The sequence below is a fragment of the Verrucomicrobiota bacterium genome (assembly GCA_016200005.1).
Classification (GTDB): Bacteria; Verrucomicrobiota; Verrucomicrobiia; order Limisphaerales; family PALSA-1396; genus PALSA-1396.
Genome location: JACQFP010000029.1, coordinates 43,082 through 67,737, shown reverse-complemented (window position 1 = coordinate 67,737; position 24,656 = coordinate 43,082). Strand labels below are relative to the sequence as shown.

The 24,656-nt window shown below is 57.2% G+C and carries 15 protein-coding genes; 3 read left to right on the top strand and 12 right to left on the bottom strand.

The window, feature by feature from the left end; translation table 11 throughout:
* Positions 1-122: 122 nt before the first annotated feature.
* Positions 123-1,829: a hypothetical protein gene (locus HY298_10925; protein ID MBI3850769.1), complete on the bottom strand. Its 1,707-nt coding sequence runs from the start codon at positions 1,827-1,829 to the stop codon at positions 123-125.
* A gap of 338 nt (positions 1,830-2,167) precedes the next feature.
* On the opposite strand from HY298_10925, the gene HY298_10920 reads away from it, so the two are divergent.
* The 3 genes from HY298_10920 to HY298_10910 are packed head-to-tail and all read left to right on the top strand — an operon-like array spanning position 2,168 to position 6,280.
* Positions 2,168-3,448 carry a hypothetical protein gene (locus HY298_10920; protein MBI3850768.1) on the top strand — a complete coding sequence of 427 codons (1,281 nt, stop codon included), beginning with the start codon at positions 2,168-2,170 and terminating at the stop codon, positions 3,446-3,448.
* Between the two features lie 12 nt (positions 3,449-3,460).
* Positions 3,461-4,174, top strand: a complete 714-nt coding sequence (locus tag HY298_10915; GenBank protein ID MBI3850767.1) for a polysaccharide biosynthesis/export family protein — start codon at positions 3,461-3,463, stop codon at positions 4,172-4,174.
* Between the two features lie 6 nt (positions 4,175-4,180).
* Entirely contained in the window at positions 4,181-6,280 is a 2,100-nt protein-coding gene (locus tag HY298_10910) for a polysaccharide biosynthesis tyrosine autokinase (protein ID MBI3850766.1), read from the top strand.
* Positions 6,281-6,461: 181 nt separating this feature from the next.
* On the opposite strand, the gene HY298_10905 is transcribed toward HY298_10910, so the two are convergent.
* The 11 genes from HY298_10905 to HY298_10855 all read right to left on the bottom strand — a co-directional run bounded on the left by HY298_10905 (position 6,462) and on the right by HY298_10855 (position 24,654).
* Positions 6,462-8,000 carry an undecaprenyl/decaprenyl-phosphate alpha-N-acetylglucosaminyl 1-phosphate transferase gene (locus tag HY298_10905; protein MBI3850765.1) on the bottom strand — a complete coding sequence of 513 codons (1,539 nt, stop codon included), beginning with the start codon at positions 7,998-8,000 and terminating at the stop codon, positions 6,462-6,464.
* Between the two features lie 200 nt (positions 8,001-8,200).
* A complete protein-coding gene (locus tag HY298_10900) occupies positions 8,201-9,028 on the bottom strand; it encodes a metal ABC transporter permease (GenBank protein MBI3850764.1) in 828 nt (275 codons plus the stop codon).
* Positions 9,029-9,209: 181 nt separating this feature from the next.
* Entirely contained in the window at positions 9,210-10,112 is a 903-nt protein-coding gene (locus tag HY298_10895) for a zinc ABC transporter substrate-binding protein (protein ID MBI3850763.1), read from the bottom strand.
* A gap of 33 nt (positions 10,113-10,145) precedes the next feature.
* Positions 10,146-11,606: a hypothetical protein gene (locus HY298_10890; GenBank protein MBI3850762.1), complete on the bottom strand. Its 1,461-nt coding sequence runs from the start codon at positions 11,604-11,606 to the stop codon at positions 10,146-10,148.
* Positions 11,607-12,106: 500 nt separating this feature from the next.
* Positions 12,107-15,172 (bottom strand): preprotein translocase subunit SecA, encoded by a 3,066-nt coding sequence (secA, locus tag HY298_10885; protein MBI3850761.1) that lies wholly within the window; start codon positions 15,170-15,172, stop codon positions 12,107-12,109.
* Positions 15,173-15,264: 92 nt separating this feature from the next.
* The gene (gene ccsA, locus HY298_10880) at positions 15,265-17,262 is read right to left on the bottom strand and encodes a cytochrome c biogenesis protein CcsA (protein ID MBI3850760.1); all 1,998 of its coding nucleotides are present in this window, start codon (positions 17,260-17,262) and stop codon (positions 15,265-15,267) included.
* Positions 17,259-18,500 carry a cytochrome c biogenesis protein ResB gene (locus HY298_10875; protein MBI3850759.1) on the bottom strand — a complete coding sequence of 414 codons (1,242 nt, stop codon included), beginning with the start codon at positions 18,498-18,500 and terminating at the stop codon, positions 17,259-17,261. Before HY298_10875 ends, ccsA begins: the two co-directional genes overlap by 4 nt.
* A complete protein-coding gene (locus tag HY298_10870) occupies positions 18,490-19,614 on the bottom strand; it encodes a hypothetical protein (GenBank protein MBI3850758.1) in 1,125 nt (374 codons plus the stop codon). The genes HY298_10875 and HY298_10870 overlap by 11 nt, the downstream gene beginning before the upstream one ends.
* A gap of 101 nt (positions 19,615-19,715) precedes the next feature.
* On the bottom strand, positions 19,716-21,062 hold the full coding sequence (gene rho, locus HY298_10865; GenBank protein ID MBI3850757.1) for a transcription termination factor Rho: 1,347 nt from the start codon (positions 21,060-21,062) through the stop codon (positions 19,716-19,718).
* Positions 21,063-21,341: 279 nt separating this feature from the next.
* Entirely contained in the window at positions 21,342-23,513 is a 2,172-nt protein-coding gene (gene rpiB / locus HY298_10860; protein ID MBI3850756.1) for a ribose 5-phosphate isomerase B, read from the bottom strand.
* A gap of 55 nt (positions 23,514-23,568) precedes the next feature.
* Positions 23,569-24,654, bottom strand: coding sequence for a hypothetical protein (locus HY298_10855; GenBank protein MBI3850755.1), 1,086 nt, complete (start codon positions 24,652-24,654; stop codon positions 23,569-23,571).
* Positions 24,655-24,656: the final 2 nt, after the last annotated feature.

The window sequence follows — 24,656 nt, the reverse complement described above, 5'->3', positions numbered from 1 at the left end:
CAACATTCAACATTCAACTCCGAACTTCCAACGTCGAAAGCGAAGCAGGCGATCAGTCGGAAGGCTGAAACGGAAAAGCTGAAAGCTGAAAGTCAGAAATCAGAAGACAGGGGGAGCCTTGCTTAGAAACCGGAACGGATCAGTTCAAATTCTTCGTCGCGCAATTGGAGGCGCGGGAGGTTGCGCGCCTGGTGGCGCGCTTCGTCGAGCTTGCCGTTCGCCGCCAGCACCGCGGCGTAAACGGCGCGATTGCCGGGCAAGGCTTGTCCCCAATCGTAATGCCGGCCTTCATACACCCGCAACGCGGCGGGATAATCTTTCAACCGATAACACGCCAGCGCCAGCGTCGTGCGGTAGGGCAGGATTTCGGGGAACTGCTGCACGAGTTCTTCCGCGGTCAGGCGCGCGGCGGAAAGGTCTTTTGCCAGAAGCAGGTTCAGGTAGGCATGGTCATTGCGGAGAGCAGGGTCGGCTGGCCAGCGCTTGAGCATTTCGCCCAACAGATCGCGCAACTCTTCGGTCGTTCCCGATTTCGCGGTGAACTGTTGCAAAGTTTGATACGCCGGACGGACATCCGCGGCGCAGGCGATCCAGGAGCGGCAGGCTTTTTTGGCGGGCGCGGCCGCGCCGCATTTGTCGGCGTAGAGCGCCAGCCAGGTGAGTTGCTCCGGGTTGCGTTCCGCATACCACAGGGCGCGGTTCCAGTGGAGCGCGGCCGAGGTGCTTTTGCCCAATTGCATCGCGCAACGCGCCCGGAAGCCCTCGAAAAAAACCGGCTCCAACGGGGTTTGTTTCGTGTCCAGGATTTTATCCAGCTCCTCCCACCGGCCCAGCGCCGCGAGCGCATCGAGGTGCGGGATAAAGAGTTCTTTGCGTTTGAGCGCGGCTTCCAGGGGCAAAGCGAGGAGGGTGCGTTGGAATTGCTCGTGTTGATTGAGCCACACGGCAAACTGGGCCAGCGTGGCGGGGTCGGCGCCTTTGTATTGAGTCAGGGCCTGGTCCAGAATCCCGGCGCGTTGATCCGGTTCCAAATGCAGGCGCTGGTCGAGCGCCAGAAGCTGCTGGGTGGTGCCGCTGAGGGGATTCTGTTTCAAGAGGGCGATCAACTCGCGTCGCTGCTCCGCGGTCAGGTCCTGCCGGCGCGTCAGAAAACTAAGCGCGTCCAAACCGATCCGGCTTTCCTCCCGGGCGAGCGACCAGACGTTTTTTCGCGCCTCCTCCCGCTGTTCCGGCTCGGACGAACCAAACCACAGGCTCGCCAGGAAGAGTTGATATTGCTTGTTACTGGGATCATGCAGGCGCGCGCGGGTGGCGTAATTGACCGTTTGCGCATAGTCGCCCAGAGCGGCGTAGAGTTGGGAGGCGAGCCAGAGATTCACGGGCTGGTTGGGGCCGCTCGCCAGCAGCTTGCGCAGTTCATCGGCGGCCAAGCCCAGCGCGCCGGTGCGCATCGCCAGTTCGACGAAGGCGCGGCGATCGTCGTCGGTGGCCTGTCCGGTGAGACTGAGTTGTTGCCAGAACGGGAGCGCGGCGGCGTTGGTGGCGGCGGTCAAGGCGCGGGCCATGGCGTGAAGGGCGGCCGGCTCGCTGCGATTCAGCAGGAAGGCGGCCTGCGCTTTCTGGACGGCTTGCGGCAACTGGTTTTGGCTGGTCAATCTTTCCGCTTGTGCCGCGAGCCGCTTTGATCGCCAGCCGGTGAAACTGTGGTAAGCCGGCGGCGCGCCGAAAAAGCCGGCGACGAGGATGACAAGGACGATCAGAGAGAGGATTACGAGTCGCCGCCGCCTGGCTGTGCGTGCGGCCTCAAGGGAATTGAGCGTCGGGTTCATGGTGTCGGTCCAGCCGGCGAGCATGCCAGACTGGCGAACGTTGTTAAACAAATTCCTTTCAACCTCGACGCGGAGACCGGCGTTGGAAGATCGGAGTTCGGACAGCGACTCAACTCACCGGCTTGAATTCCCACGGATTACGCGCTTGACCCGCGGCGGGCAACCGATACCGTATTCAACGGTCTCATGTCATCCGTGCCAAGAAGCCGTTCGTTTCGTGACCGCCGCGAAGGCTGCCGGATTTTTTCCCTGTGCGGGAACTCGCCCCGTGGAGTTGCCGCCAAGGCTCAACGGATCAAGTTTTGTCCCTTGATCATTCCGTGACTGTAACCTTCCGCGTGAAAAAGGATCCTCTCATCCGTCGGCCTCAATGGCCGTGCCGGGCGCGCGGCGTCGCCGCGGTTGTGGCGTTGCTGCTGGCAAACGCGGCTGCCGGACAGGAGGCGATCCGCGCGTCGATGGCCGGTCAGGACGCCGCCGAGGCGAGAAAGCGGGCGTTGCGCGAAGGGCATTTCAATCTCCGGCTGGGGCCGGTCTCGCTGCGGTTGCAGTCGAGTATGGGAATGGAAGCGACTGACAACGTCCGGTTGGTGGACAGCAATCCGCAAACGGACCTCATCTTCCGGCCGCAGGTCAGCACCATGTTATTTTGGCCGGTGACCGAAAAGAACAGCCTCAATCTGTCACTCGGCGTGGGTTACTCGAAATATCTGAAGACGACGGAATTCGACAACCTTTTCATCTCGCCGGGTTCCGATCTTTCGTTCGATGTATTCATCCGCGACTTTGCGATCAATTTCCACGATCGCTTTTCGTATTCGCAGGATGTGGCGAACGACCCGACGGTCAGCGGCACGGGCAGCCTGAATCGTTTTGAGAATGTGGGGGGCATCCAGGTGGTTTGGGACCTGAACAAGGCGGTCTTAAGCGCCGGCTACGACCATTCCATTTACCTCGCCGAAGCGTCGCAATTCACCGGCCAAAGCCATGCTTCTGATTTGTTCAATGCCAGCGCCGGAGTCGTGATCAATCCCCTCGTGCTGGTGGGTCTGCAAGTCGGCGGCGGGTTCACCACTTACGATGAAAAGACTTTCAACAACAGCAAGCACGCCGCCATCGGACCGTTCCTCAATGCGCAATTGAGCGAGTATTCCAGCGTGCGGTTGACGGTGGGATACGTGGCCTACTTCATTGAACGCACCGCCAACACCAACATTTTCGGCACGAACGCCGTCTCCGACGTGAATGCGTTTTATGGCGACCTGACCTTCCGGCAGCGCGTGAATGCGAACTTCGCTCATTCCCTGGCCATCGGACGGCAGGTGACGGCCGGCTCGTTCTCCGACACGGTGGATTTGTACTACGCCCGGTATTCGGTGGACTGGAGGCTCTTTCAAAAAACCTCCCTGGGGCCGTCGCTCTCGTACGAGCACGGAACAGAAGCCGGCGGCCTGGGCGAAAAGCTGGATCGCTATGGGTTGGGCCTCGCCCTGGGCCGTGGCCTCACGCAGCACTTGAGCGGCGGCCTGCGCTACCAGTTCTACCGGAAGGATGCGCAGCCGAAAAGCCGAAGCTACGTTGAGAATCGGCTTGTGCTAAATCTGATTTATGCCTTCTAATCAACGTTCGACATGAAAGCATGGTTAAGTTTTTCGGTGATCGTTCTGGCTGGTGCCGGCGCGCTGGCCCAAGGCACCCCACCGACTTCAAGCGCCACCCGCGACGCGTCCGGTTTTTTGATTGTCCCGGCGACTGCCCCGATAAAAGCGTCCCCGACGAACATGCTCCCGTCCCCGTCCGCCACCACCGGGAACGGCTACGTCAACGACGACAAACACAAACTGATCGCCGGGGACAAGGTCAGTTTTCAAATCCTCGAGGATCGCAGCCTGCCGGTCGCCCTGCAGGTAACGGAATCAACGGAGCTTGACATCCCGTATATTGGACGCGTCAGCGTGGAGGGCAAGACCTGCAAGCAACTGGCCGACGACATGAAGGTGCTGTTGGAACAGGACTATTACAAACGCGCCACGATCATCATCGGACTGGATGCGATGGCGAAAGTCATCGGCCGGATTTACGTCTGGGGCCCGGTCCGCAACCAGGGGCCGATCGAGATTCCCGCGAATGAAACGTTCACCGCCGGCAAGGCCATTTTGCGGGCGGGCGGTTTCGGCGACTTTGCCAACAAGAAGGAAGTAAAGGTGATTCGCAAAACGCCCCGCGGCAATGTCACCCTCAAGGTCAACCTGGTGGAGGTCCTGGAAAAAGGAAAAACCGACCAGGACATCGTGCTGGAGCCGGAAGATTTCATCATTGTGTCCCAGCGCGCGATCAATTTCTAAACCGCCATGCACGACCCAGCCGTTCCCGCCGCACCGAACCGCTCCGCCCGGTCCACACGTTTTTTCAATTACTTGCATCGTTACCGGAGTCTGCTGCGCAAACGATGGTGGGTGCTGCCCATCACGCTCGTGCTCGGGCTGTCGATTGCAGGCTTCTGGCAGTGGCATCTGCCCCCGGCCTTCGTCTCGGTCAGCCGCATGATGGTCAGCATCAAAATCCAGATGCCCACCGGCACGGTCGGCTCGGTTTACACCGAGGAGTTGAGCAACTTTCTGGGCACCCAGGTGGCCTTGATGAAAAGCGGCACCGTGCTTAATCGCGCCTTCGAGCGGGTCCGCACGCTGCGACCCGAACTCGTGCCCGTGCCCGTTGAGCTGCAGATTTCGGTCTCGCCCAAAACCACCATTTTCAACCTCGTGGCCACGGGATCAGACCCGCAGTACACCCGCGCCTATCTCGAAGCCTGCATGGAGGAATACATCAACCTGAAAAAGGAAATGCGCACCTCGACGTCGCAAACCACCCTGGCGGGCATCACCGAACAGTCGGTCCAACTGGAGCGCGATCTCAAAAAGTACGAAGATGATCTGCTGGCGTTTCAGGCGACGAACAGCGTCGTCTTCCTTCAGGAGCAAGGCAACAGCGCCGGCAGCTACCTCGTGCAGTTAAACCGCCAGTTGGCCCAGTTGAAGACTGAACATCAACTGCTGAGCATGCTCAACCTGGATCAGACGCTCGAACGCCAGCAGAAGAAGACCACGGCGGCGACCCCCGGCGAGGCAGGCGATGACGCCACCAATCCCGCCAACCCGCTCAACTCCGACTATCTGAAAGCCAAGCAGGAAATCCAGTTGAAGAAGGCGGAAATGCAGGAGTGGTCCGAGTACCTCAAGCCCAGGCACCCGCGGATGGTGGCATTGAATGAGGACATCACCCGGCGTGAAAAGCTTCTCGAAATCTTCAAGCAACAGAGTCTCGAACAACTCGAAAACCGCCGCAACTCGATTTCCCTTCAGGTCGAAAATCTCAACGCCCAGATCAAAGAGTGGGAAATCAAATCCCTGGAGGTCAGCAAAAAGATGGCCGAATACGAGCGCATCCGCGCGAACAAGCAGCGGGTGCAAACCTTGTATGACCGTCTCTTGGCGGCGATCCAAACGCTGGGCGTGGACAAGGACATCAACCAGGAAAGTGTCGCCGTCCTGGAGCGCGCCTCGGCGGCGCGTCCCGGCGGACCGAGCATCGCCAAGTCACTGGTCATTGGCGGTTTGCTCGGACTGTTGTCGGGCATCGTCCTGCTGTTGGTGGTGGACCGGTTCGACGACCGGCCCACGTCCTTCACCGAACTGCAGGACCTTTTTGACGAGCCGGTGCTGGGCCAGATTCCACTGGAGAAACCGGCGGTAAAAAAGGAGGGCGTCCAGTTGCTGTCGCAGGACGACGAACGGCATCCGTTCGTTGAAGCCTACCGCAATTTGCGCTCTTCGATCCTTTACATCGCCACGGAAGGCAAGCGGCCCAAAACAATTCTGGTGACCAGCGCCGTACCGGGCGACGGCAAGTCCATGACCACCGCCAACCTCGCGATCACGATGGCGCACGCCAGTTCGCGCGTGCTGCTCATCGATGCCGACCTTCGCAAAGGAGCCCAGCATCGCCATTTCGGCCTGGAGGATTCGCCGGGATTGACAGAAGTGCTTTCCGGCCAGGCCGCCTGGTCGGCCGCCGTCAAGCCCACGGCGATTCCGAATTTGTCGCTCTTGCCGCGCGGCGGCGGCTCCCGCAATCCGGGCGAATTGTTTCTCAAGCCGGAAACCATCCGCCTGTTGCAAGAACTGGCCGCGCAATTCGATTATGTCATCCTCGACAGCGCACCGGTCATGGCCGCGGACGACGTGACCAGTCTGGCGCCGAATCTCGAGGGAGTGATTTTCGTCGTCCGGGCCAATTACACTTCCGGCCGGATTGCCCGGGCGGCGATCGACCTGCTGTATCAGCGCGAGGTGGAGGTCATGGGCTTGGTGTTCAACGCCGTGGAGACCCACACGGCCGACTATTACTACTACCATCGCTACAAGGATTACTACGCGGCGCGCAGCGTGTGAACGCGCCCTGGCAAAATCCGCAAACCGTGCGGCAATCCAAACAGCCGCGTGCTGAAACAAATCCGGAGGCGAACGCGTGAATCGTGCGGCAGTTTGATTCAGGAAGGCATGCGGGGAAACCGACTAGGTCAATGAGGCGCGCCGCACGGGTCGCCAAGGTCATCGGAATCGAAATCCCCTCTCAAGCTGATTTCGGAACACTCCCGATCTTTGACGCGGCCAGCCCGACCGCCGCCGAAGTTTCCACCGCCGTGGAACCGCGCCCGTCCAAACCCAACCACGTCTCGCGACCATGCAACTCCTGCCAGCGCGCCACCGCCTTGAGCCAGGATTCGGCCGCCAATTCGCAAAGAAAATCAAACACGCGCGCCGACATCCTGGCCTTGCTCCCACTGAAATACAAAGTCATTGGACTCCGGGTTCTGAGTTCATGCGTGCGCAGCATCAGCTCGGACTCCGGAATGACCTCCGGCACGTGCCACACCCGCTCGCCGTCCGGCAGAATTAATTTCACCCCGGCAAAACCAAGTTTTCTCGCGGCGTAGGCGAACTCGGCCCAGAGGGCCTCCATTGACCTGACCCGTTCCGCTTCCACCTCCAGACAATGACCCAACGCCAGCGCATACTGGCTTTCCTTCCTCAACTGGCGCGAATTCTTCAACACGCGACCCACCGCAAACCATTCACGGCTGAAACTGAACGATCCCGCCGACAGCAGCAACGTCAGGCACAGGAAACCAAACAGAATCGGCACCAGCCGTCCTTCCGACAGAAACGCGGTGAACGCCAGCAGGAGAAACACGGACGAAAGACCGTACAAAATCAGCACCGCCCGTCGGCGCGACACGCCCAAGCCGACAAGTTTATGATGGAGGTGGCTGTGGTCTGGCCGAAAAATCGGCAGACCTTTGAGCCCGCGACGGGTAATCGCCAGAGTCACATCTACAATCGGCAAAGCCAGGGCAAAGAGCGGCGCGATCAGGGCCGCAACGATCGTTCCTTTGTGTGAATTGACCAGGGACAGGATGGCGATCAGAAAACCGAGAAAGTAGGCGCCGCCATCGCCCATGTAGATTTTGGCCGGTGGAAAGTTGTAACGTAGAAAACCCAGCAGGGCACCGAACATGCCCGCGGCGCACATCACCGTGAAGTGTACTTCTTTACCCAGCCCCACGTAGGCCAACAACCCCATCAACATGAGCGCCACGCCGGCCGCCAGGCCGTCGATGCCATCGATCAGGTTGATCATGTTCGTCAGCGCCACGAGCCAGAGCACGGTGAACACCGACCCCCACCAACCCAGATCATACACCACATGGGTAAACGGGTTTTGAAATTGCGCGATCTCGATGCCGGACCCGCAGACGATCGAGGCAATCAGGATCTGGCCCAACAATTTCTTCCGGGCGCCCAGTGGACGCAAATCGTCCCGGAGACCCAGCAAAAACATCGCCAGTGAACCGAAAACAATCACAAGACGGGTTTTTAGGTCGGTGCCGGAATCCGGCAACCAGAGCGCCGCGACCAACACGACCACCAGAAATGCCACCGCCAACCCCACCCCTCCCAGTCGCGAAATCGGGGTTTTGTGCGTGTGGTGAAAAGTGCTTGCCCGGGCGGCCAGACTTGAAGTCGCTGACAATTTACAGATGAGGGGAATAAGCAGCCAGGTGACAGCCAGACCCAACAAAACACTTACAATGATCGGCACCAAATTCATGCGACACCAACTTTGACCTCAGCGATGCAACAATCAGATCGAGGATTCGGTCGATTAACGCGATTCTGTCAAATGTTGCTTGCTCTTTTACAGTTTCCACGTCGGATTTCAAGCACTAAATCACATTAATGTGCGCGCTTGATTTTGAGAGGTTTGGCTGGCCTCGCGACCCAGTTTATCAAAGGGACGGGCGGCTCTGTTCAGCTCGCGCGCCGGAAGCGGGCCACGACTCCGGTCAGCAACAACGCGGCCCCCAGCACACAGACAATGGCGGCGCCAATCGGCCAGTTGAACGTGTAGGAACAATAAAGTCCCGCCACGCTGCTGACCGTGGAAACCGCACAACTGATCGCCAGCAGCGAGCCGAGTCTGCGGGCAAGAAAATTCGCGCAGACGGCCGGAATGATCAGATACGAGAATACCAGCAACACTCCGCCAATGTGCACGAAGGTCGTCACCACGATCCCGAACAGCGCGTAAAACAGGAAGTCCCAACCGCGAAAAGAAAACCCTTCCACTTCGGCGCGTAGAGGTTCGAAGGATAGGGCGAGGAATTGTTTTCTGAAAATGAAATGCACCAGGCCGATCGCCGCATAGAGCGCGAACGGCTTGAGAACTTGTCCGGGATTCTGGAGGTAGAGCAATTCGCCGACGAGGGTTTGTTTCAGTTCCTCATTTCCGTGCGGGCTGTTGTTCAGCAATAAAATTCCCCCGGCGGCTGCGACGACGTAGGTGATGCCGATCAACGCCTCCTGCGGCACTTGATGATGCTCCTTGGTCCGCGTCAGCGTGAAGATCGCCGCGCCCACGAGAGTAAAACCAATCGACAACGCATAGCTCTGCCAGTCATGCGGGTCGTAGTGCAGCAGAATGGCCACGCACGTTCCCAGCGTGGCCACTTGCGCGAGCGCGAGGTCCACGAAAATCACTTCGCGTCGGATGATGTGCAATCCCAGATAAACCAGCAGTCCCGGCAACAACAAACATGCGGCCAGCGGCCACTTCATGATTTCGAATGCTTCGCTCATAAATCGGTTTTTAGTCTATGCGCTCGATGCCCTTTGATGCAGACAGGAACAACCTGAAGGTTGAACTCCAACGGAAGCGGCCAGTGCGCGGCGTTGGAGTTCACGCTTTAGCGTGTCCGATGGGCCAACGTAAGTCAGGTGCATAGCCCTATTTGGTTTTACATTCAGAAGACCACGGAGGTCATTTGCTTCCTTCCAACGCCTGCGCGAGGGATTTCACCAAACCATCCATCCAATCCTCGTAAGTTTCGGCTGGTTTGCCCGGGAAGGTCGGAAAATCCAACACGGTCGCGCCAGTGTGGCCGGCCACCGCCTCGGCTGTTTTGCGGTTCTGATACGGCTGGACGATGATGACCTTCACGTTTTCGGCTTTCATTCTGCCGATAACTTCTGCGAGGTGCGATGGCGTCGGCGGAATTCCTGGCTTCGGTTCGAGGAACAATTCGGCTTTCAAATCAAACCGCCTGGCGAAGTACGGCCACGAATTGTGATACGTAACAACGACCCTTCCTTTGTACGGTATGAGGAGCTTCTGCCATTCGATCATCTTCGCATCGATTCGCTCCTGAAACTTTTTCAAATTCGCTTTGAAATTATCGCAATCGCCGGCATCAACCTGACAAAGTGAATTGCAAATATGTTGCGCGACGATTCGTGCGTTGGCGGGATCTGTCATGTAATGGGGATTGCCCGCCGCGTGAATGTCTCCTTTCGCGCGGTCGAGTGTGGACGGCACTTCAAGCAACGAAATCCCCTCGGAGCACGCAATGCGTCCCGGCTTGCCCGCGCTAAGTTTCGAATTGCGGGAACCTTCCAGCAAAGCGGGCAGCCAGCCAACCTCCAGTTCGGCACCGCCTTCGATCAGCACATCGGCTCGATTGAGCTTCACAATGAAACTTGGCTTCGCATCAACAAAGTGTGGGTCCTCCGTTGGCCGCGCCAACGTCGTGATTTCCACCTTGTCACCGCCGATTTCTTTCGCGATGGCTGACAAGTCGGGCGTCGTGACTACGACATTCAACTTCGCGTAAGCCGGAAACGCCAGCGTTGTCACAGTGAAAATGTTGAGGAAAAGATTCTTCATATAGGTTTGACGTTAATGTGGGAACACTTTGCTCTAAAATTTGTGCGCACCGTGTGCACCGAGCAGGAACTCCATCTGCAACCAGACCGAGTGATCATCGCCAAATAGATGACCGTGATCATAGTTGTATTGCAACCGCACTTTGGAAAACTCACTGGGATAAAAGGTCAGGTTCGGCGAAATCCGCGTCCGCTCACCGCGAAAAACATCGTTGGCATCAAACGCTCCACGGTCGCCGTTGACGTAGTCGCCGCGCAGACCGGTGACCCAACGCGGTTTGAAGCCCCAGAGTATTTGCGAATAAAAGCCCCAGTCATTCAACGTTTCCGCAGCAAGCGGTGTCGGCGCGAGCGGATCAGCGCCGGCGTCGAACCGGCGGATCAGCGCTTCCGTTTGCCACGCGACAAACGGGAAACCCTGATCCGCATTCGCCGCCTTCCATTTCCAGTAAGCGTCCACACCGTAAATTTGCGTGCGACTGTGCGCGCCCGTATCGTTCGGCCCAAGCGCCGCCGAAGCGCCGACCACCAGCGTCTGCTGATCGGTCAACTCAAACGACGATGCGACTCGCGGCGCGAACAACAAATCTCCCGGCCCGCGCAAACCGCGATCCAAAGTAGCTCGACCGTGAAAACGGTCTGTGCCGGTGCCGTCATTCTCGCCAGAGTTGCGAAAGCTGAAGGCTGTCCCTCCCTGCCCGTCAAAGACACCGAGAAATGCCTCGGTGTAGAACGGTGTTGGCACCAACCAAGACAGTTGCGCGCCGACGTTGCGCAAACCGTCCGGACCGAACGCGCGGTTCAAAATGAGCGGTTGATCGACGAACGCCCATTGATGCGGGTGCTGCGGGTTTTGTCGTCCGAAGCCGGCGAAGAACTGACCCGCCTTGAGTTGGAGGTTGGCCGGCAGGGAGGTGGACTGCAAATAAGTTTCTTCCAACTCGATCGAGGTTTCGTTGTTCTTGTCCAGTTTGAGCACGATGTTGGCGAAGCCCTTGAAATACGGGTCCACCGCGCCGTCCAAGGCAATCTCCGCGTTCCGCAACGAAAATCCGCGGTTGATGGGATCGTGATCGCCAAGCTGAAGCATGGCCGACGGGTCGGGCGCTGTGGACCAGCCGGCATCCATCAATGCATCGAAGCTGATGTTCATGTAAGCCGACCCCGCGCGGGCGAGTGTAATCGGCTGCGACGGCGACCATGATGCAGTGACCTGGTTTGCAGCGGCCGGCGGCGCGTTGGTCGCTTGGCCCTTTTGCAATTCGACGGCCAGTTCCCGTTCCAACTTTTTCTTTTCAACTTCGGCGCTTTGCCGTTTGGTCAACTCGTCCAGTTGTTTTTGCAGCGATTCGATTTGCTGCCGCTGTTCGCGCTGCACTTTTTCGAAATTGTCCTGCATCAGTTGCAGTTGTTTCTTCAACTGCTCTACCTGATTTGCATCCTGCGCTTGAATCATGGATGAACCCAAGCCAAGTGCCAAAGCCAAGACTGCCATTTTTGAAATTCTCATAACCTTTCTCCGTTGCGGGCGGCCGCGCCAAGCGAGCACGCCAAAAACATTATCGAACTTGAATGAATCGACGACTAACCAAAGAAAACCAACGAAGGAGAATAGGAAGGCGGAGCGCGACTCGGAGCAAGCAGGTAATCAGCGGATTCAAAATGGACTATTCGGACGGCAGGGGCAAGTCCGGCAAAATCGGAGACGAAATCTGTCAAGACCGGCGCAACATCGGCGGCATTGACCTGGCCACTGGCGAAAAGGCAAACGACGCAGAAATGACTGTCTGCGCTGGTGGTTCCGTGAAACAACTGTTGATGGAACGGACTCCCTGCCAGCAGGCCCGCGGACAGCAACAACACCCCCAACAAACCAGTCAAAGCTGATTTCACAACCGGTCGTAGGCGGAAAAATGTTCGTTCCTGTTGCAATCTGAAGCGAATGAACCAGACCTGCCGGTCACACGCAAGTCCTTAATTACCGACAGTCCTTAATTACCGACCGCAGCAATGTTTGTATTTCTTGCCGCTGTTGCAGGGACAAGGATCGTTGCGGCCGACTTTCGGGCCAGAGCGCTTGGGCCTTGGCTTGTCTGTGGCAAGTTCATTCGCCGCCTCGCTCACGATATCACTGGGCTTTGAGCCATCCGGCTTTGGCGGCTCGCCAAAGGCGCTCGTCGGATCATGCATCGTTTTTTGTGGCACGTTGCGGAGAAAATTCTCGAACGCCATCATGCTGGATGCGCTGCGGAAGATGTTGTGGCAGATTTCGGATTTGATGTTGACCATCAATTCCTCAAACACCTTGAACGCTTCGGCTTTATATTCGATGAGCGGGTCGCGCTGGCCGTAGGCGCGCAGGCCGATGCTGCCACGGAGACTGTCCATGCCGTAAAGATGTTCCTGCCAGAGCCGGTCGATGGCGGTCAGGATCGTGTAACGCTCGACGGATTTCAGCGCGTCGGCTTGCTCAAAACTGATCTTAAGTTCGTAGGCTTTGCGGACGGCCTCGGAGATGAACCGGCAGACGGCAAACTGCGCCGCGTTCAACCCATCGTATAACGAGCCGGCCACCGGTTCATCGCCGCCGGCGTTGGCGGCCTTGACGATTTCCCCTTCCGGCATGCCGAGCGGAAAGTTGAGGTTTACCCAATCAGCCAGCCCCCGCACGTTCCATTCGCCAACCTCGGTGTCGCTCGCAGTGAACTGTTCGACCTTTTGGACGACGACTTCCTCCATGATGTCCATCAGCCGGTCACGAACGTCCTCGCCGTGGATGATTTCGTTACGGAAACCATAAACGACTTCGCGCTGCTTGTTCATCACGTCGTCGTACTCGAGCGTGCGTTTGCGAATTTGGAAATTGTGTTGCTCGACGCGCTTTTGCGCCGTCTCGATGGAACGGTTCAACATGAAGTGCTCCAGTTCCTGACCTTCCTCCAAGCCGACCTTCTCCATCACTTTGACGATCTTGTCCGAACCAAACAGGCGCATCAAATCGTCTTCCAGCGAAATGAAAAAGTGCGACGAGCCGGGGTCGCCCTGTCGCGCGCAGCGTCCACGCAACTGCCGGTCAATGCGCCGCGCCTCGTGGCGTTCCGTGCCGATGACGTGCAGGCCGCCGAGGTCGGCAATGCCCGGACCCAGTTTGATGTCCGTGCCGCGCCCGGCCATGTTCGTGGCGATGGTGACGGAACTGCGCTGTCCGGCGCGGGCGACGATCTCTGCTTCCTGCTGGTGATATTTGGCGTTCAGCACGGAGTGAATGATGCCCGCCTTCTTCAGAATGCGGGACAAATGCTCGCTGACTTCGACGGAAATAGTGCCGACGAGAATGGGCCGGCCCTGTTGATGAATGCCTTGAATTTCCTTGAGGACGGCATTGAACTTTTCGCGCTTGGTCTTATAGACTGAATCATTCGCGTCCTTGCGTGCCACCGGTTTGTTCGTTGGAATGACTTGGACACCGAGCTTGTAAATGTCGAAAAATTCCGAGGCCTCGGTTTCCGCCGTGCCGGTCATGCCCGCGAGTTTGTGGTAGAGGCGGAAATAATTCTGGATGGTGATGGTCGCTAGCGTTTGCGTTTCGCGCTCGATCTCCACGCCTTCCTTGGCCTCGACGGCCTGATGCAATCCGTCGCTCCACCGCCGGCCGGTCATCAAGCGGCCCGTGTTCTCGTCCACAATGATGACCTTGTTCTCCTGAACGACATATTGCACGTCCTTCAGATAAAGACTGTAAGCTTTGAGCAGTTGCGAGATGCAATGAATCTGCTGCGCCTTGGCTTCGAACTCCGCCTGCATCTTCGACTTCGCTTCCAAGCGCTTCTTGAGGTCGGCTTCCGGCCCGGCATCAATCTCGTGGAACGCGGTGATCAGGTCGGGCAGCACGAAAGCGTCCGGGTCTTTGGGACTGAGAAAATTACGCCCCTTCTCCGTCAGGTCCGCTTCGTGACTCTTTTCGTCGATGGCGTAAAACAGTTCTTCCTTCTGCGCATAGAGATCCTTCTTGGACTGGTCGCCGTGCAACATCAACTCCGCCTTGTTCATCAGATTCAGATTCTCCGGGTCTTCCAAAAGCTTCATCAACTCAGTGGACTTCGGACTGCCTTGTTTGACCCGGTAAAGCAGCAGCCCAATCTCTCGTTGCAGCGCGTCGGGGTTGGAAGGATTGGAGCCGTCGGTGGGGCGTAACTTCTTGATAAGTTCCTCGGCTTCCGAAATAAAACGACTGCACAATTTCTCCTGCGCATGCACCAACGACTCGATCTGAGGTTTGTATGGGCCGTATTGATTGTCGGCGTTGATGACCGACGGGCCGCTGATAATCAGCGGGACACGCGCCTCGTCGATCAAAATGGAGTCCACTTCGTCCACGATGGCGAAGTAATGACCGCGCTGCACCTGCTCCTCGGCGCGCGTGGCCATGCCATTGTCGCGCAAATAATCGAAACCAAACTCGGCGTTGGTGCCGTAGGTGATGTCGCAGTTGTATTGCTCACGGCGAACGTTGGGCGATTGATCGTGCAAAATACAACCGACCGTCAGGCCCGTCAGTTTGTAAACCGCGCCCATCCATTCGCTGTCGCGGGCGGCTAGGTAATCATTCACCGTAACCACGTGCGCGCCCCGACCGGTGAGCGCATTAAGATAAACCGGCATCGTGGCGACCAACGTCTTGCCTTCGCCCGTGGCCATTTCTGCAATCTTGCCGTTGTGCAGCGCGACGCCGCCGATGAGTTGCACGTCGAACGGGATCATGTCCCATTTAAGCGGTTGTCCGCGAACGATGATTTCCTGCCCACAAAGCCGGCGGCAGGCGTTTTTGACGACGGCAAACGCTTCGGGCAGGATTTCGTCCAGTGCGACCGCCAGTTCGTCGTTGTCTTCGATCTTCGAGAGGCGCTCCTTCCAATCGGCGGTTTTCTTCTGCAACGCGTCAACCGAAAGCGATTGCAGCGCGGCTTCAAACTCGTTGATCCGCCCCACGAGCGGACGAAGCTTTCTAATTTCCCGGTCGTTCCGCGAACCGACAAATTTCTTGATAATGTACTTGATCATGTAATTTGACTGAAAATCAGTGGGCCAAAGCTAAGGGAAGCCCGTGGAACCGTCAAAGAATTTAAGGACTTGAGCTTCCGCGCTTGAAGATGTTAACGCCCGGCCGGAGAAAGCCGCGGTTTCCTGCCAGCAGGTGAAGTTGGTAAATTGCCGGGTTTGGGGGCGACACCGCGGGACGACCGAAAGCTTGCCCAGTATCGCGGCGGCAAGAGTCCCATGAGGATGATGACCACCTGGCTGGCGACGAACAGCATGAGCCACTTGAACGCCGCATCCATGAAGCCGTAGGAATGCAAACCGATGCCGAGCATGTTTACGCCGAACCAGGAGAAGCTTGTGACTATGTTGCCGAAGACCGCCATGTTCATCAGGCCGCGTTCCTTCACCATGCCGCCCCAGCGCGCGTGCAAAATCGCGGCATTCCACAGGACAATGATGAGGGCGCCGTTCTCCTTTGGGTCCCAACCCCAGAAACGTCCCCACGATTGATCGGCCCAAATGCCGCCCAGAACCGTGCCGACAAAACTGAACAACGTGGCGAAGCAAACGATGGCATAGACCATCTTGGCAAGAATCTTACCGATCTCCGCTTTGTTGACATTCCGAGCGAGAATCGGCGTGAACAAACCGAGGAAAATGTACGTGATCGCCAAGAGGCCGGCGACGAAGGTTGATGCATAGCCAAGCGTGACTACGACGACATGGGTGGCCAGCCAGAAATTTGTGTCGAGCACCGCGCGAAGCATTTCCATCGTATCCCCACCGAGCGCAAGATTGTGCGCGATGATCAGCGTGATAAATCCGGCGAATGACGCGACGACGTTGCCGATGCCAAGACGATAGATGCGTTCCAAGCCCAGCCCAAGCAACATGGCACCCCAACCGATAAAGATTGCGGAGGAATAAAGGTTGGTCACCGGCGGACGGCCTTCGAGGACCATCCGGAACACGAGGCCAAAAGTGTGCACCGCACCGGCGAGGATGATCAAATAAAATGCCGAGCGGCGCAACGACTCCGAAAAATTCGGTGTAAGCGCAAAGGTGAGCAAAGCCACGACCGCTAGCACAAAAGCGCAGATGTAAATGATCATCGCATGAAGGAATGCCTTGATGTCGTTGTAATAAAACTCGCTCTTTCCTTTGTTTAACTCCTTCGCAAATTTCGGCGCGAGCCATTGCTTGTAATTATCAATGGCCTGGTTGAAATCAGCGGGTTTGTCATGGCGATAAGCGGTCGCCATCGCGGCGAAGTATTTCATCGCCGGATGAATTTCACCGTTGTGAGCTGATTCCATCAGAGCTGCACCCGCATTCTTCCAGTCGTCACGCGTGACTTCCGGATGCAACGGCGGAACAATGAGCGGATAAGCGAAGCGCGCCATCGCATCAAACTGACCGAGCGGTTCAACCAATTTTTCCAATGCAACCTTGTCGTACTCCTTGCCTTCCTGGCTGGCGCGCGCGGCCCTGATGCCGGCGGGAATGGCGTTCTGGAAATCCGAAAGCTCCTTGGCGAAATCGTCCGTGGCTTCCGGCTGGAGGCTGTTCTTGAGGCGGTGATAAAGCATGGCGGCATTGGCCAGTTTCACGACCTGCTTTTGCAGCGGCGTCTGCAGTTCCGCCTTTACGGCATTGGCCTTGTCGCCCTGGTCACCAATCTCCCGCATGACCGGTCTAATCTCATTGAAGGTGTAATAGCGCAGGCCGGATTTCTCGAGGCCTTTGTCGCCCAGCTTCAGTTCGCCAATCAAGTCGGGGTGATGAATGAGGAAAATCGGTCGTTCGTCCGCCTGCTCGGGACGCAGCATCACTTCGAGCAACCACTCGGTGGCTTTGAGTTTCTTGGGATGATGCCAGAATTTCCACGACGGTACGATTTCGAGCGGCAAGTCCCCGGTGCTGCGGATTTGCAGAAGAGAATTGCGGGCCACCGAGTCGAACGGCTGGATGCGGCCGTTCAGCAACACCGGCAATCGACCAAACTCGCGCACATGAAATTCACTGTCTTTCTTCGGCAAGAACACCGCGACGATCTCGGTGGCGAACAAAGCGACAAACAGCCAGGGCAATATTTTGTATAAACTTTTCATGCAGTCCTCCGTTTTTTTGCGAATCCAATCAAATGCGACATGAACTGAACGATCAATCCCAGCGCCACCAGGACGCAGGACAAATAGGGCGTGAGCCAGCCTGGATTGCGCACCACCTGCAAAATCGTAACGCGCGGGTCAACGTCGTCGAAGCCGGCCTGAAAAAAAGTTTCGCCAGCGTAGCGCAATGGGTTGTTCATGTAGATCAGCACCTCGCGATCTTCATTTTTATCGGGTCGGCGCAAGCGAATGCGGCTGGAGAAATTCTTCGGAATCTCCGTGCCTTTGTAGAGGTCATGGCTGAATTTAAGGAGTTCAATGTTGAAGGGTTTGTAAAAACGCACGGGACGCAAGGCCATCTGATACGTTCGCCCCTGGTAAGTGAATTGTTGCGGCGTGTCAAAAAGCCTCCCGAGCTGCTCGCCTAATTGATCGCCAAGCCGTTGGCGAAAATTGGCGCGCAACAATTGAACCAGCTTTTCTTCGACCGCCCAGTTGGAGACCACCCAGGTGCCCAGTGACCCTTGCGCGGTCACCACTTCCACGATGGCCGCCGGAATATTCCGCGAATCCATTTTCACCGTGGCTGGCGACTCCGTGAATTCCAGGCGCTGGCCGATGCCTTGGGTGGCCTGCGGCGGGCCGGTGTCCACCATCGGCGCGCGCAATCGCGGTTCGGAGTTTTGAAAATAATTTTTCACGCGTAGCGTGAACGACAGTTTCGCGTGGTGAATTTCCCCTTTGCGCGCCAAAACGGATTCGGGAATGGCCACGACCTCATCGTAATCGGGATTCGATGTGTCCACCACGGCCAGTTCGCTCACCGCACTGCTGTCGGAATAATTTTTTGACTGACCTTCGTTGAGCCACATGTGGCTCTCGACTTGAAACAAGTCCGTGGCAAACTGGCCGAGCAAGAGCAGGATGATCCCGGCGTGAATGATGAAGATGCCAATTTTTTTCTTCGTGAACTGAAACCGTTTGGCGTGCGCTGCCAGAAGATTGATCAGCAGAACGCCGCCCACCAGATAACCGCCAGGAAAGACCGGAATGTTCCAACCCGACCCCTTCGGCGTCCAATAAATCAACAGGCTGCGAAAATACCGGTTCTGCGCCTGATACAATCCTTCGTCCACCTGCGCCAGCGTGCCGATGAACACCAGCAGCAACGCCAGGCAAAGGCAGACAACCGTCAACCGGAGTGACGTAAAAATCTTGAGGATGCGATTAAGGAGCATCGGGAAGTTTCATGGTTTGAACGAACTTGATGAACGCGTCTTTCTCGCGGGCCACAACCAGTTCGTCGCCGAGTATTTTGTAAAACCAGGTGCGGTCGCCTTGAGGGAGAATGGCGCCGATCAAACGTGCTTTTTTTCCATCGTTGGATTTTGTGCCAGTCATATCCACTAACATGGCCTTGCCGATGGTAGCGTCAAGTGCGTTGACCAGTTTGTCCAGCTCCGGCTGCGCGACCGGTGTCAGGCCGATCTGATTGCGCCAGCGGTTGACGTTGGCCAGCAACCCGCCGACATCGCCGGGGAAAACGCTGACGGTGATTTCTGCCTTGGTGCCACCATCGCCGGTAGCCAGAAATTTGGCGAGCAACATCTGGCCTGGAGGTAATTCCTGCCAGTTGGCCGGCGCATTCCACACGGTTTTCTCCGGACCCGTTGCTCCGTGCGGCACCTCCTTGACGTTGGTGCTGATGGGGCGGCGCGCTGAGGCGAGTTGCCCTGGCGCTCCACCTTCGTGAAAGGCAACCGATTTGAGGAATTCCAAGAACACCGGCTTCTGTTCGCGAACCAGCGCGTCTGCTCCCGTCATTTTGAAAAACCAGCTCGTGTCATCTCGGACGCAGGTGGCCACAAGGATTCGAGTCGGAGATTTTTCGGCGAGCAAAGGCTCGCGACTCACCATTTCATAAAGCTCAGCTTTCGCGCCCGCGATCTCGACTTGTTGAACGTCCCGTTTCGCTTCTTCCTCGCCAATCGCAGGTAGCTTCACCTGGTCGCGCCAAAGATTGACAACCTCCACTTCCTTGCCGCTGATGCCGGACAAGGGAATGACGGACACGTCCGCTTGCTGACCGTCCTTGCCGGTGATCGAAAAGCTGGCGACGCGCATTTTGCTGGGAGCCTGTTCCGTCCAGCCTTCCGGCAACTTCCATTGGAGACGTGGCGCGCTCGTCTCGCTGGGAGGAATCGCCGACGCCACGGTTTCCGCCTTTTCTTTAGGCACTCTGTAAACGCGGATTTCCTCCTTGCGGCAACCCATGAACAAAGTGGCGAGGAACAAACAAGCCACCCAGCACAACTGCCGTGGGTTGGTTCGGCTTGGCAACAAGAATTTCACCTTACGGTTGTACTGGCAACGAAACGGCACTGCAAGCTGTTGTTTGGAAGAATGGGTGGAGTGCTGAGGGCGCGGGATGGCAATGATCAATTGGCTTTCTTTCAACCCACGGCCATGCCCAGGAGGAATTCAATGTTGCTGCCGGTTTTCTTCAGTTTGCCCAACAACAGTTCCATGGCTTCGACTGTCGGGACGCCGGTCAGCGCGCGGCGGAGGATGACGACCTTGTTGTATTCGTCCGGATGGTAGAGCAATTCCTCCTTGCGCGTGCCGGACAACTCGATGTTGATGGATGGGAAGATGCGGCGTTCGACCAGATGGCGGTCCAAAACCACTTCCATGTTGCCTGTGCCTTTGAACTCTTCGAAGATGACTTCGTCCATGCGCGAACCGGTATCCACGAGCGCCGTCGCAATGATCGTCAGCGACCCGCCTTCCTCAATGTTGCGCGCGGCGCCGAAGAACCGTTTCGGCTTGTGGAGCGCATTGGCATCGACGCCGCCGGAGAGAATTTTTCCCGAATGCGGCTGGACGGTGTTGTAGGCGCGCGCCAGGCGGGTGATGGAATCAAGCAGGATGACCACGTCGCGTTTGTGCTCGACCATGCGCTTGGCTTTTTCGATGACCATTTCCGCCACTTGCACGTGGCGTTCGGGCGGTTCGTCGAAAGTTGAACTAATCACCTCCGCCGGTTTGCAACTGCGTTCCATGTCGGTGACTTCTTCCGGTCGTTCGTCAATCAGCAGAATGAACAAATAAGCCTCCGGATTGTTCTTCAAGATGGCGTTGGCCAGCTTTTGCATCAACACGGTCTTGCCCGTGCGCGGCGGCGCGACAATCAATCCGCGGCTGCCCTTGCCAATCGGACAAACCAGGTCGAGCACACGCGTGGACAGTTCGTCGTTGGTGGTCTCGAGGATGTAACGCTTGTTCGGAAAGAGCGGCGTGAGGTTGTCGAAATGCGTTTTGTCCTTGGCCTTGTCCGGGTCTTCGGTATCGACGGCTTCGACTTTGAGCAGCGCGAAGAACCGCTCCTTGTCCTTGGGCGGCCGGATCTGGCCGGCGACGAGGTTGCCGGTCTGCAAGTCGAAGCGCCGGATTTGCGAGGGCGAGACGTAAATGTCCTCCGGGCAGCTCAAATAGTTGAAACTCTGTGAGCGGAGGAAACCAAACCCTTCCGACAATACTTCCAACACCCCTTCAGAAAAGAGAATGCCGCTGCGGGCGGCGTTTTTCTGGAGAATATGGAAAATGACTTCGTGCTTCCGCATCGTGCCGAAGTTCTCGATTCCCATCTCCTTGGCCATGTGGTTCAGCTCCGTCATCGACATGGCCTGAAGTTTGGCGATGTTGAGCGAGGAGGCGATGGCGTCCCGGGTTGGCGGCGCGGCTTCCGTCCTCACCTCGTCGGGTGATTCTACCGCATGCGTCGGGGGTTCGAGTTCCATGGTGTCGGAGCGCGAATTGGCAGCCGCATCGGGTTCGCCGTTGGCGGTCGGCTCCAGTGCCTTGATTTTCGATTTGGCCGCCTTGGGTAGGGCGGGCTTTTTGGTGCTGACTCTGGCCATAAATGAATGTCGGTTAAATTTTTAAAGGTTCTCGCGGTAAGCGATTCAAAAAACGTCACGGCCGCGCCAGCCAACACTTGCTTGGATGGTCAAAGGCTCGATTTGTTCAAATTGGAATGGTTCCCAACCGGGAGCGCGTTACAGGGTCAATCCCTTCCCTCAATACGGCAAGGGAAATCTTGCGGTCAACTCCTGAACACGTTGGCGCACTTCGTGCGCGGCGTCAAGGTTCTTAATATCCAGCAAGACTTCGCAGATCATGTCGGCGATGGCCGCCATCTCGGCCTCTTTCATCCCCCGCGTCGTCACCGCGGGCGTGCCCAGGCGGATGCCGCTGGCCTGAAACGGGGAACGCGTTTCAAACGGGATGGTGTTTTTGTTCACCGTGATGCCAGCCACATCCAGGGCGATCTGGCAATCCTTGCCCGTCAATCCGCGCGCACCCACATCCACCAGCATCAAGTGATTGTCCGTGCCGCCGCTGACCAGCCGGTAATTGTTCCGCTTCATCCCTTCCGCAAGGGCCAGCGCATTTTTGACGATTTGCTGCTGGTAACCTTTGAACCCTGGTTGCAAGGCTTCCTGAAAACAAACCGCTTTGGCCGCAATCACATGCATCAATGGCCCGCCCTGGATGCCGGGGAAGACTTGCGAATCAATTTCCTTCGCATACTTCTCCTTGCAAAGAATCAAACCGCCCCGCGGCCCGCGCAATGTCTTGTGCGTCGTGGTCGTCACAAAATCGGCGTGTTCGATCGGGCTGGGATGAATACCGGCAGCGACCATTCCCGCAATGTGCGCAATGTCCGCCAACAACAGCGCGCCCACTTCCCGCGCAATTTCGCCCATCCGCCCAAAGTCGATGATCCGCGGATAGGCGCTGGCGCCGACCGTAATCATCTTGGGTCGATGTTTGTCCGCCATCTGCGCGAGCTGATCGTAGTCAATCCGCTCATCCTCCTTGCGGACGCCGTAATGAATGATCTCAAAAAACCGGCCGGAAAAATTCGCCTTGTTCCCGTGCGTCAAATGGCCGCCGTGGCTCAAGTCCATCGTCAGCATCTTGTCGCCCGGTTTCAAGAAAGCAAAATAGACGGCCATGTTCGCGCCGCTGCCGGAGTGCGGCTGGACGTTGGCATGTTCGGCACCGAATAATTTTTTCGCGCGGTCGATGGCGAGTTGCTCGACCACATCCACGTTCTCGCAGCCGCCATACCAGCGTTTCTTGGGATAACCCTCCGCGTATTTGTTGGTGAGCACCGAACCCTGCGCTTCCATCACCGCGGGGCTGGTGAAATTTTCGCTGGCGATCAGCTCGATGTTCTCCTGTTGACGCCGGCGTTCGTGGGCGATGGCTTCCGCGATTTCAGGATCAACCGATCTCAATTTCAATTCTGCTGCAGTATTCAGTGTTTCCATTTTGTTCACTCGACGTTCATGGCGGCCGCCGTCAAAACGAGCGTCAAGAAATGCATCGACCATTTTTTTGGCCAGTTCGGGCGGGGTGGTCTTGCCGCCGAGGCAAAGGACGTTGGCGTTGTTGTGCTGACGCGAGGCGGTCGCCATGTGCTCATCAAAAACCAGCGCCGCACGGACGCCCGGCACCTTGTTCGCTGCGATGCTCATGCCCACACCCGTCGTGCAGATCAACAGTCCCAACTCCGCCCGGCGGGCCACCACGTTATGCGCCACCGCCTGCGCGTAATCCGGGTAATCAGCGGCGTCAACCGAATTTGTGCCCACATCATTTACTGCCAGGCCGCGCTTTTGCAAATGTTGTTTGAGCGTTTCCTTCAGTTCGTAACCACCGTGGTCGGCACCGATCGCAATCGTCGTCAATTTATGTCTGGGCGGCTCGATGGGGGTTGCGCCCGCGCTTTGTTCCAAAAATCTCGCCAAGGAGGCGATTCCCTGCTCGATCTGGTCCCGACAACTTGTATAAACCTCGTAGGAGCCGCCAATGGGATCGCTGATGTCCTTTTCGAAGTCGTGTAACGTTTCATCAAATTCGCGCATCAAAAACGTCTTCTCCGCCGCCTGCGGATACAGCAAACAGATGGTCTCAACATGGCTGTGCGTCATGCCGAAAATGTAATCCGCTTGTTGCACCAAGTCGGCTGTGAGCAGGGTGCTTTGCAGGCGCGAAATATCGATGCCCAATTCGGCCACCGCCTGCACGGCATAAGGACTCGGTGGCTGACCATTCACCGCGCCCAACCCCGCGGACAAAACCCGGTAATCGCCACGGCCCCTGATCGCATGGCGAAAAATGCCTTCCGCCATCGGGCTGCGGCAAACGTTTCCAGTGCAAACAAAAAGGACCGTCTTCATGTGCGCGTCAATAATACCAAGGTGCGGGGCGTGGAGAAAATCGTCAACGGCGAAATCAAAACGACTTGAATTGACGGACAATGGCCAGCCCTTTTAACAAGTCCAAGGCGCGCGCCAAGGCCGGGTCGCGGACTGTCGGCTTGTCTTGTTCGTTCTCCTTTGCGGCAGACGTCGCGCTTTCCAAATCCCGGCTCAACTCCTCTCTGCGCTCGCGCACCAGGTCCGCTTCCGTGAGGCGACGGCGGGCCGCGCGGTTGGTACCGCTAGCCGTGTTGTTGGTCAAGGCAGCAGCGGCGCTTGCCAACAGATTGGTTGGCTTGGGCAAAACCTTGTATGCGTCCGCGAAATAGATTTTCTCATCCTCCGGGTTCACGGCGATCTGAATATCCGGCTTCACCCCCTGCGACGACAGAATGGCTCCGTTGCCCAATTTGACTTCGGCAGTGGCAATTCGCAGACGCTGGCCGTTCTTCAAGGGAAATTCCCTGCCAATAGTGGCTTGTCCCGCGGTGTTTGCGCCAATTACCAGTCCCACGCCCGTTTCGCGCAGCACCGCCGCGAGCGCCTCAGCAGCACCGGCAGTTTGTTTATTCACTAAAATAGTAAGTGGTAACTTGATTGCGTCCGTCTTGGCTTTCGATTCGACCACACCCTTTCCCCAATCCAACAACGGTTGCGGTTTGGCCAGAAATAAATCCGCCACTTCGGTCGCGGCGGAATAATCGTCACCACGGGCGAAACGCAAATCCAAAACCAATCCTTTCAACTTGTTCGTCTCGCTCAAGTCATGGTATGCCGCTGACACTTTCATCGCCAACCCCTCCCCTACCCGCTCCACTCGCAGATACGCAAACGCGTCGTCGAAGACGCGCGATTGACTTAGGAATGGCGAATCAGTTTCCGTTTTGTTCGTCGATTCATTCGTCACCAGCGTCACGCGCGGATGCAATTTGGACAGCAACCCCTCCACCGCGGCTTGGTCCAACTCGGATTGACTCACACCTTCAAGATGCGAGCGAACCAGATCAAACACTTCCTGGAACGCTGGCGGTTCTTTGGTCGGCGCCCCAAGGACGCTTGGCCCAACGGCAAGCAGCGCCGCGAGTGCTAACGCAAATAAATTGAAACTAAATCGTGTCATGT

Excerpts from the sequence above, each read along its gene's own strand:
- HY298_10855 (MBI3850755.1), bottom strand. The coding sequence starts at position 24,654 with ATGACACGATTTAGTTTCAATTTATTTGCGTTAGCACTCGCGGCGCTG.
- ccsA (MBI3850760.1), bottom strand. The coding sequence starts at position 17,262 with ATGAAAAGTTTATACAAAATATTGCCCTGGCTGTTTGTCGCTTTGTTC.
- HY298_10910 (MBI3850766.1), top strand. The coding sequence starts at position 4,181 with ATGCACGACCCAGCCGTTCCCGCCGCACCGAACCGCTCCGCCCGGTCC.
- HY298_10895 (MBI3850763.1), bottom strand. The coding sequence starts at position 10,112 with ATGAAGAATCTTTTCCTCAACATTTTCACTGTGACAACGCTGGCGTTT.
- HY298_10905 (MBI3850765.1), bottom strand. The coding sequence starts at position 8,000 with ATGAATTTGGTGCCGATCATTGTAAGTGTTTTGTTGGGTCTGGCTGTC.
- rho (MBI3850757.1), bottom strand. The coding sequence starts at position 21,062 with ATGGAACTCGAACCCCCGACGCATGCGGTAGAATCACCCGACGAGGTG.
- HY298_10890 (MBI3850762.1), bottom strand. The coding sequence starts at position 11,606 with ATGGCAGTCTTGGCTTTGGCACTTGGCTTGGGTTCATCCATGATTCAA.
- HY298_10875 (MBI3850759.1), bottom strand. The coding sequence starts at position 18,500 with ATGCTCCTTAATCGCATCCTCAAGATTTTTACGTCACTCCGGTTGACG.
- HY298_10900 (MBI3850764.1), bottom strand. The coding sequence starts at position 9,028 with ATGAGCGAAGCATTCGAAATCATGAAGTGGCCGCTGGCCGCATGTTTG.
- HY298_10925 (MBI3850769.1), bottom strand. The coding sequence starts at position 1,829 with ATGAACCCGACGCTCAATTCCCTTGAGGCCGCACGCACAGCCAGGCGG.
- rpiB (MBI3850756.1), bottom strand. The coding sequence starts at position 23,513 with ATGAAGACGGTCCTTTTTGTTTGCACTGGAAACGTTTGCCGCAGCCCG.
- secA (MBI3850761.1), bottom strand. The coding sequence starts at position 15,172 with ATGATCAAGTACATTATCAAGAAATTTGTCGGTTCGCGGAACGACCGG.
- HY298_10915 (MBI3850767.1), top strand. The coding sequence starts at position 3,461 with ATGAAAGCATGGTTAAGTTTTTCGGTGATCGTTCTGGCTGGTGCCGGC.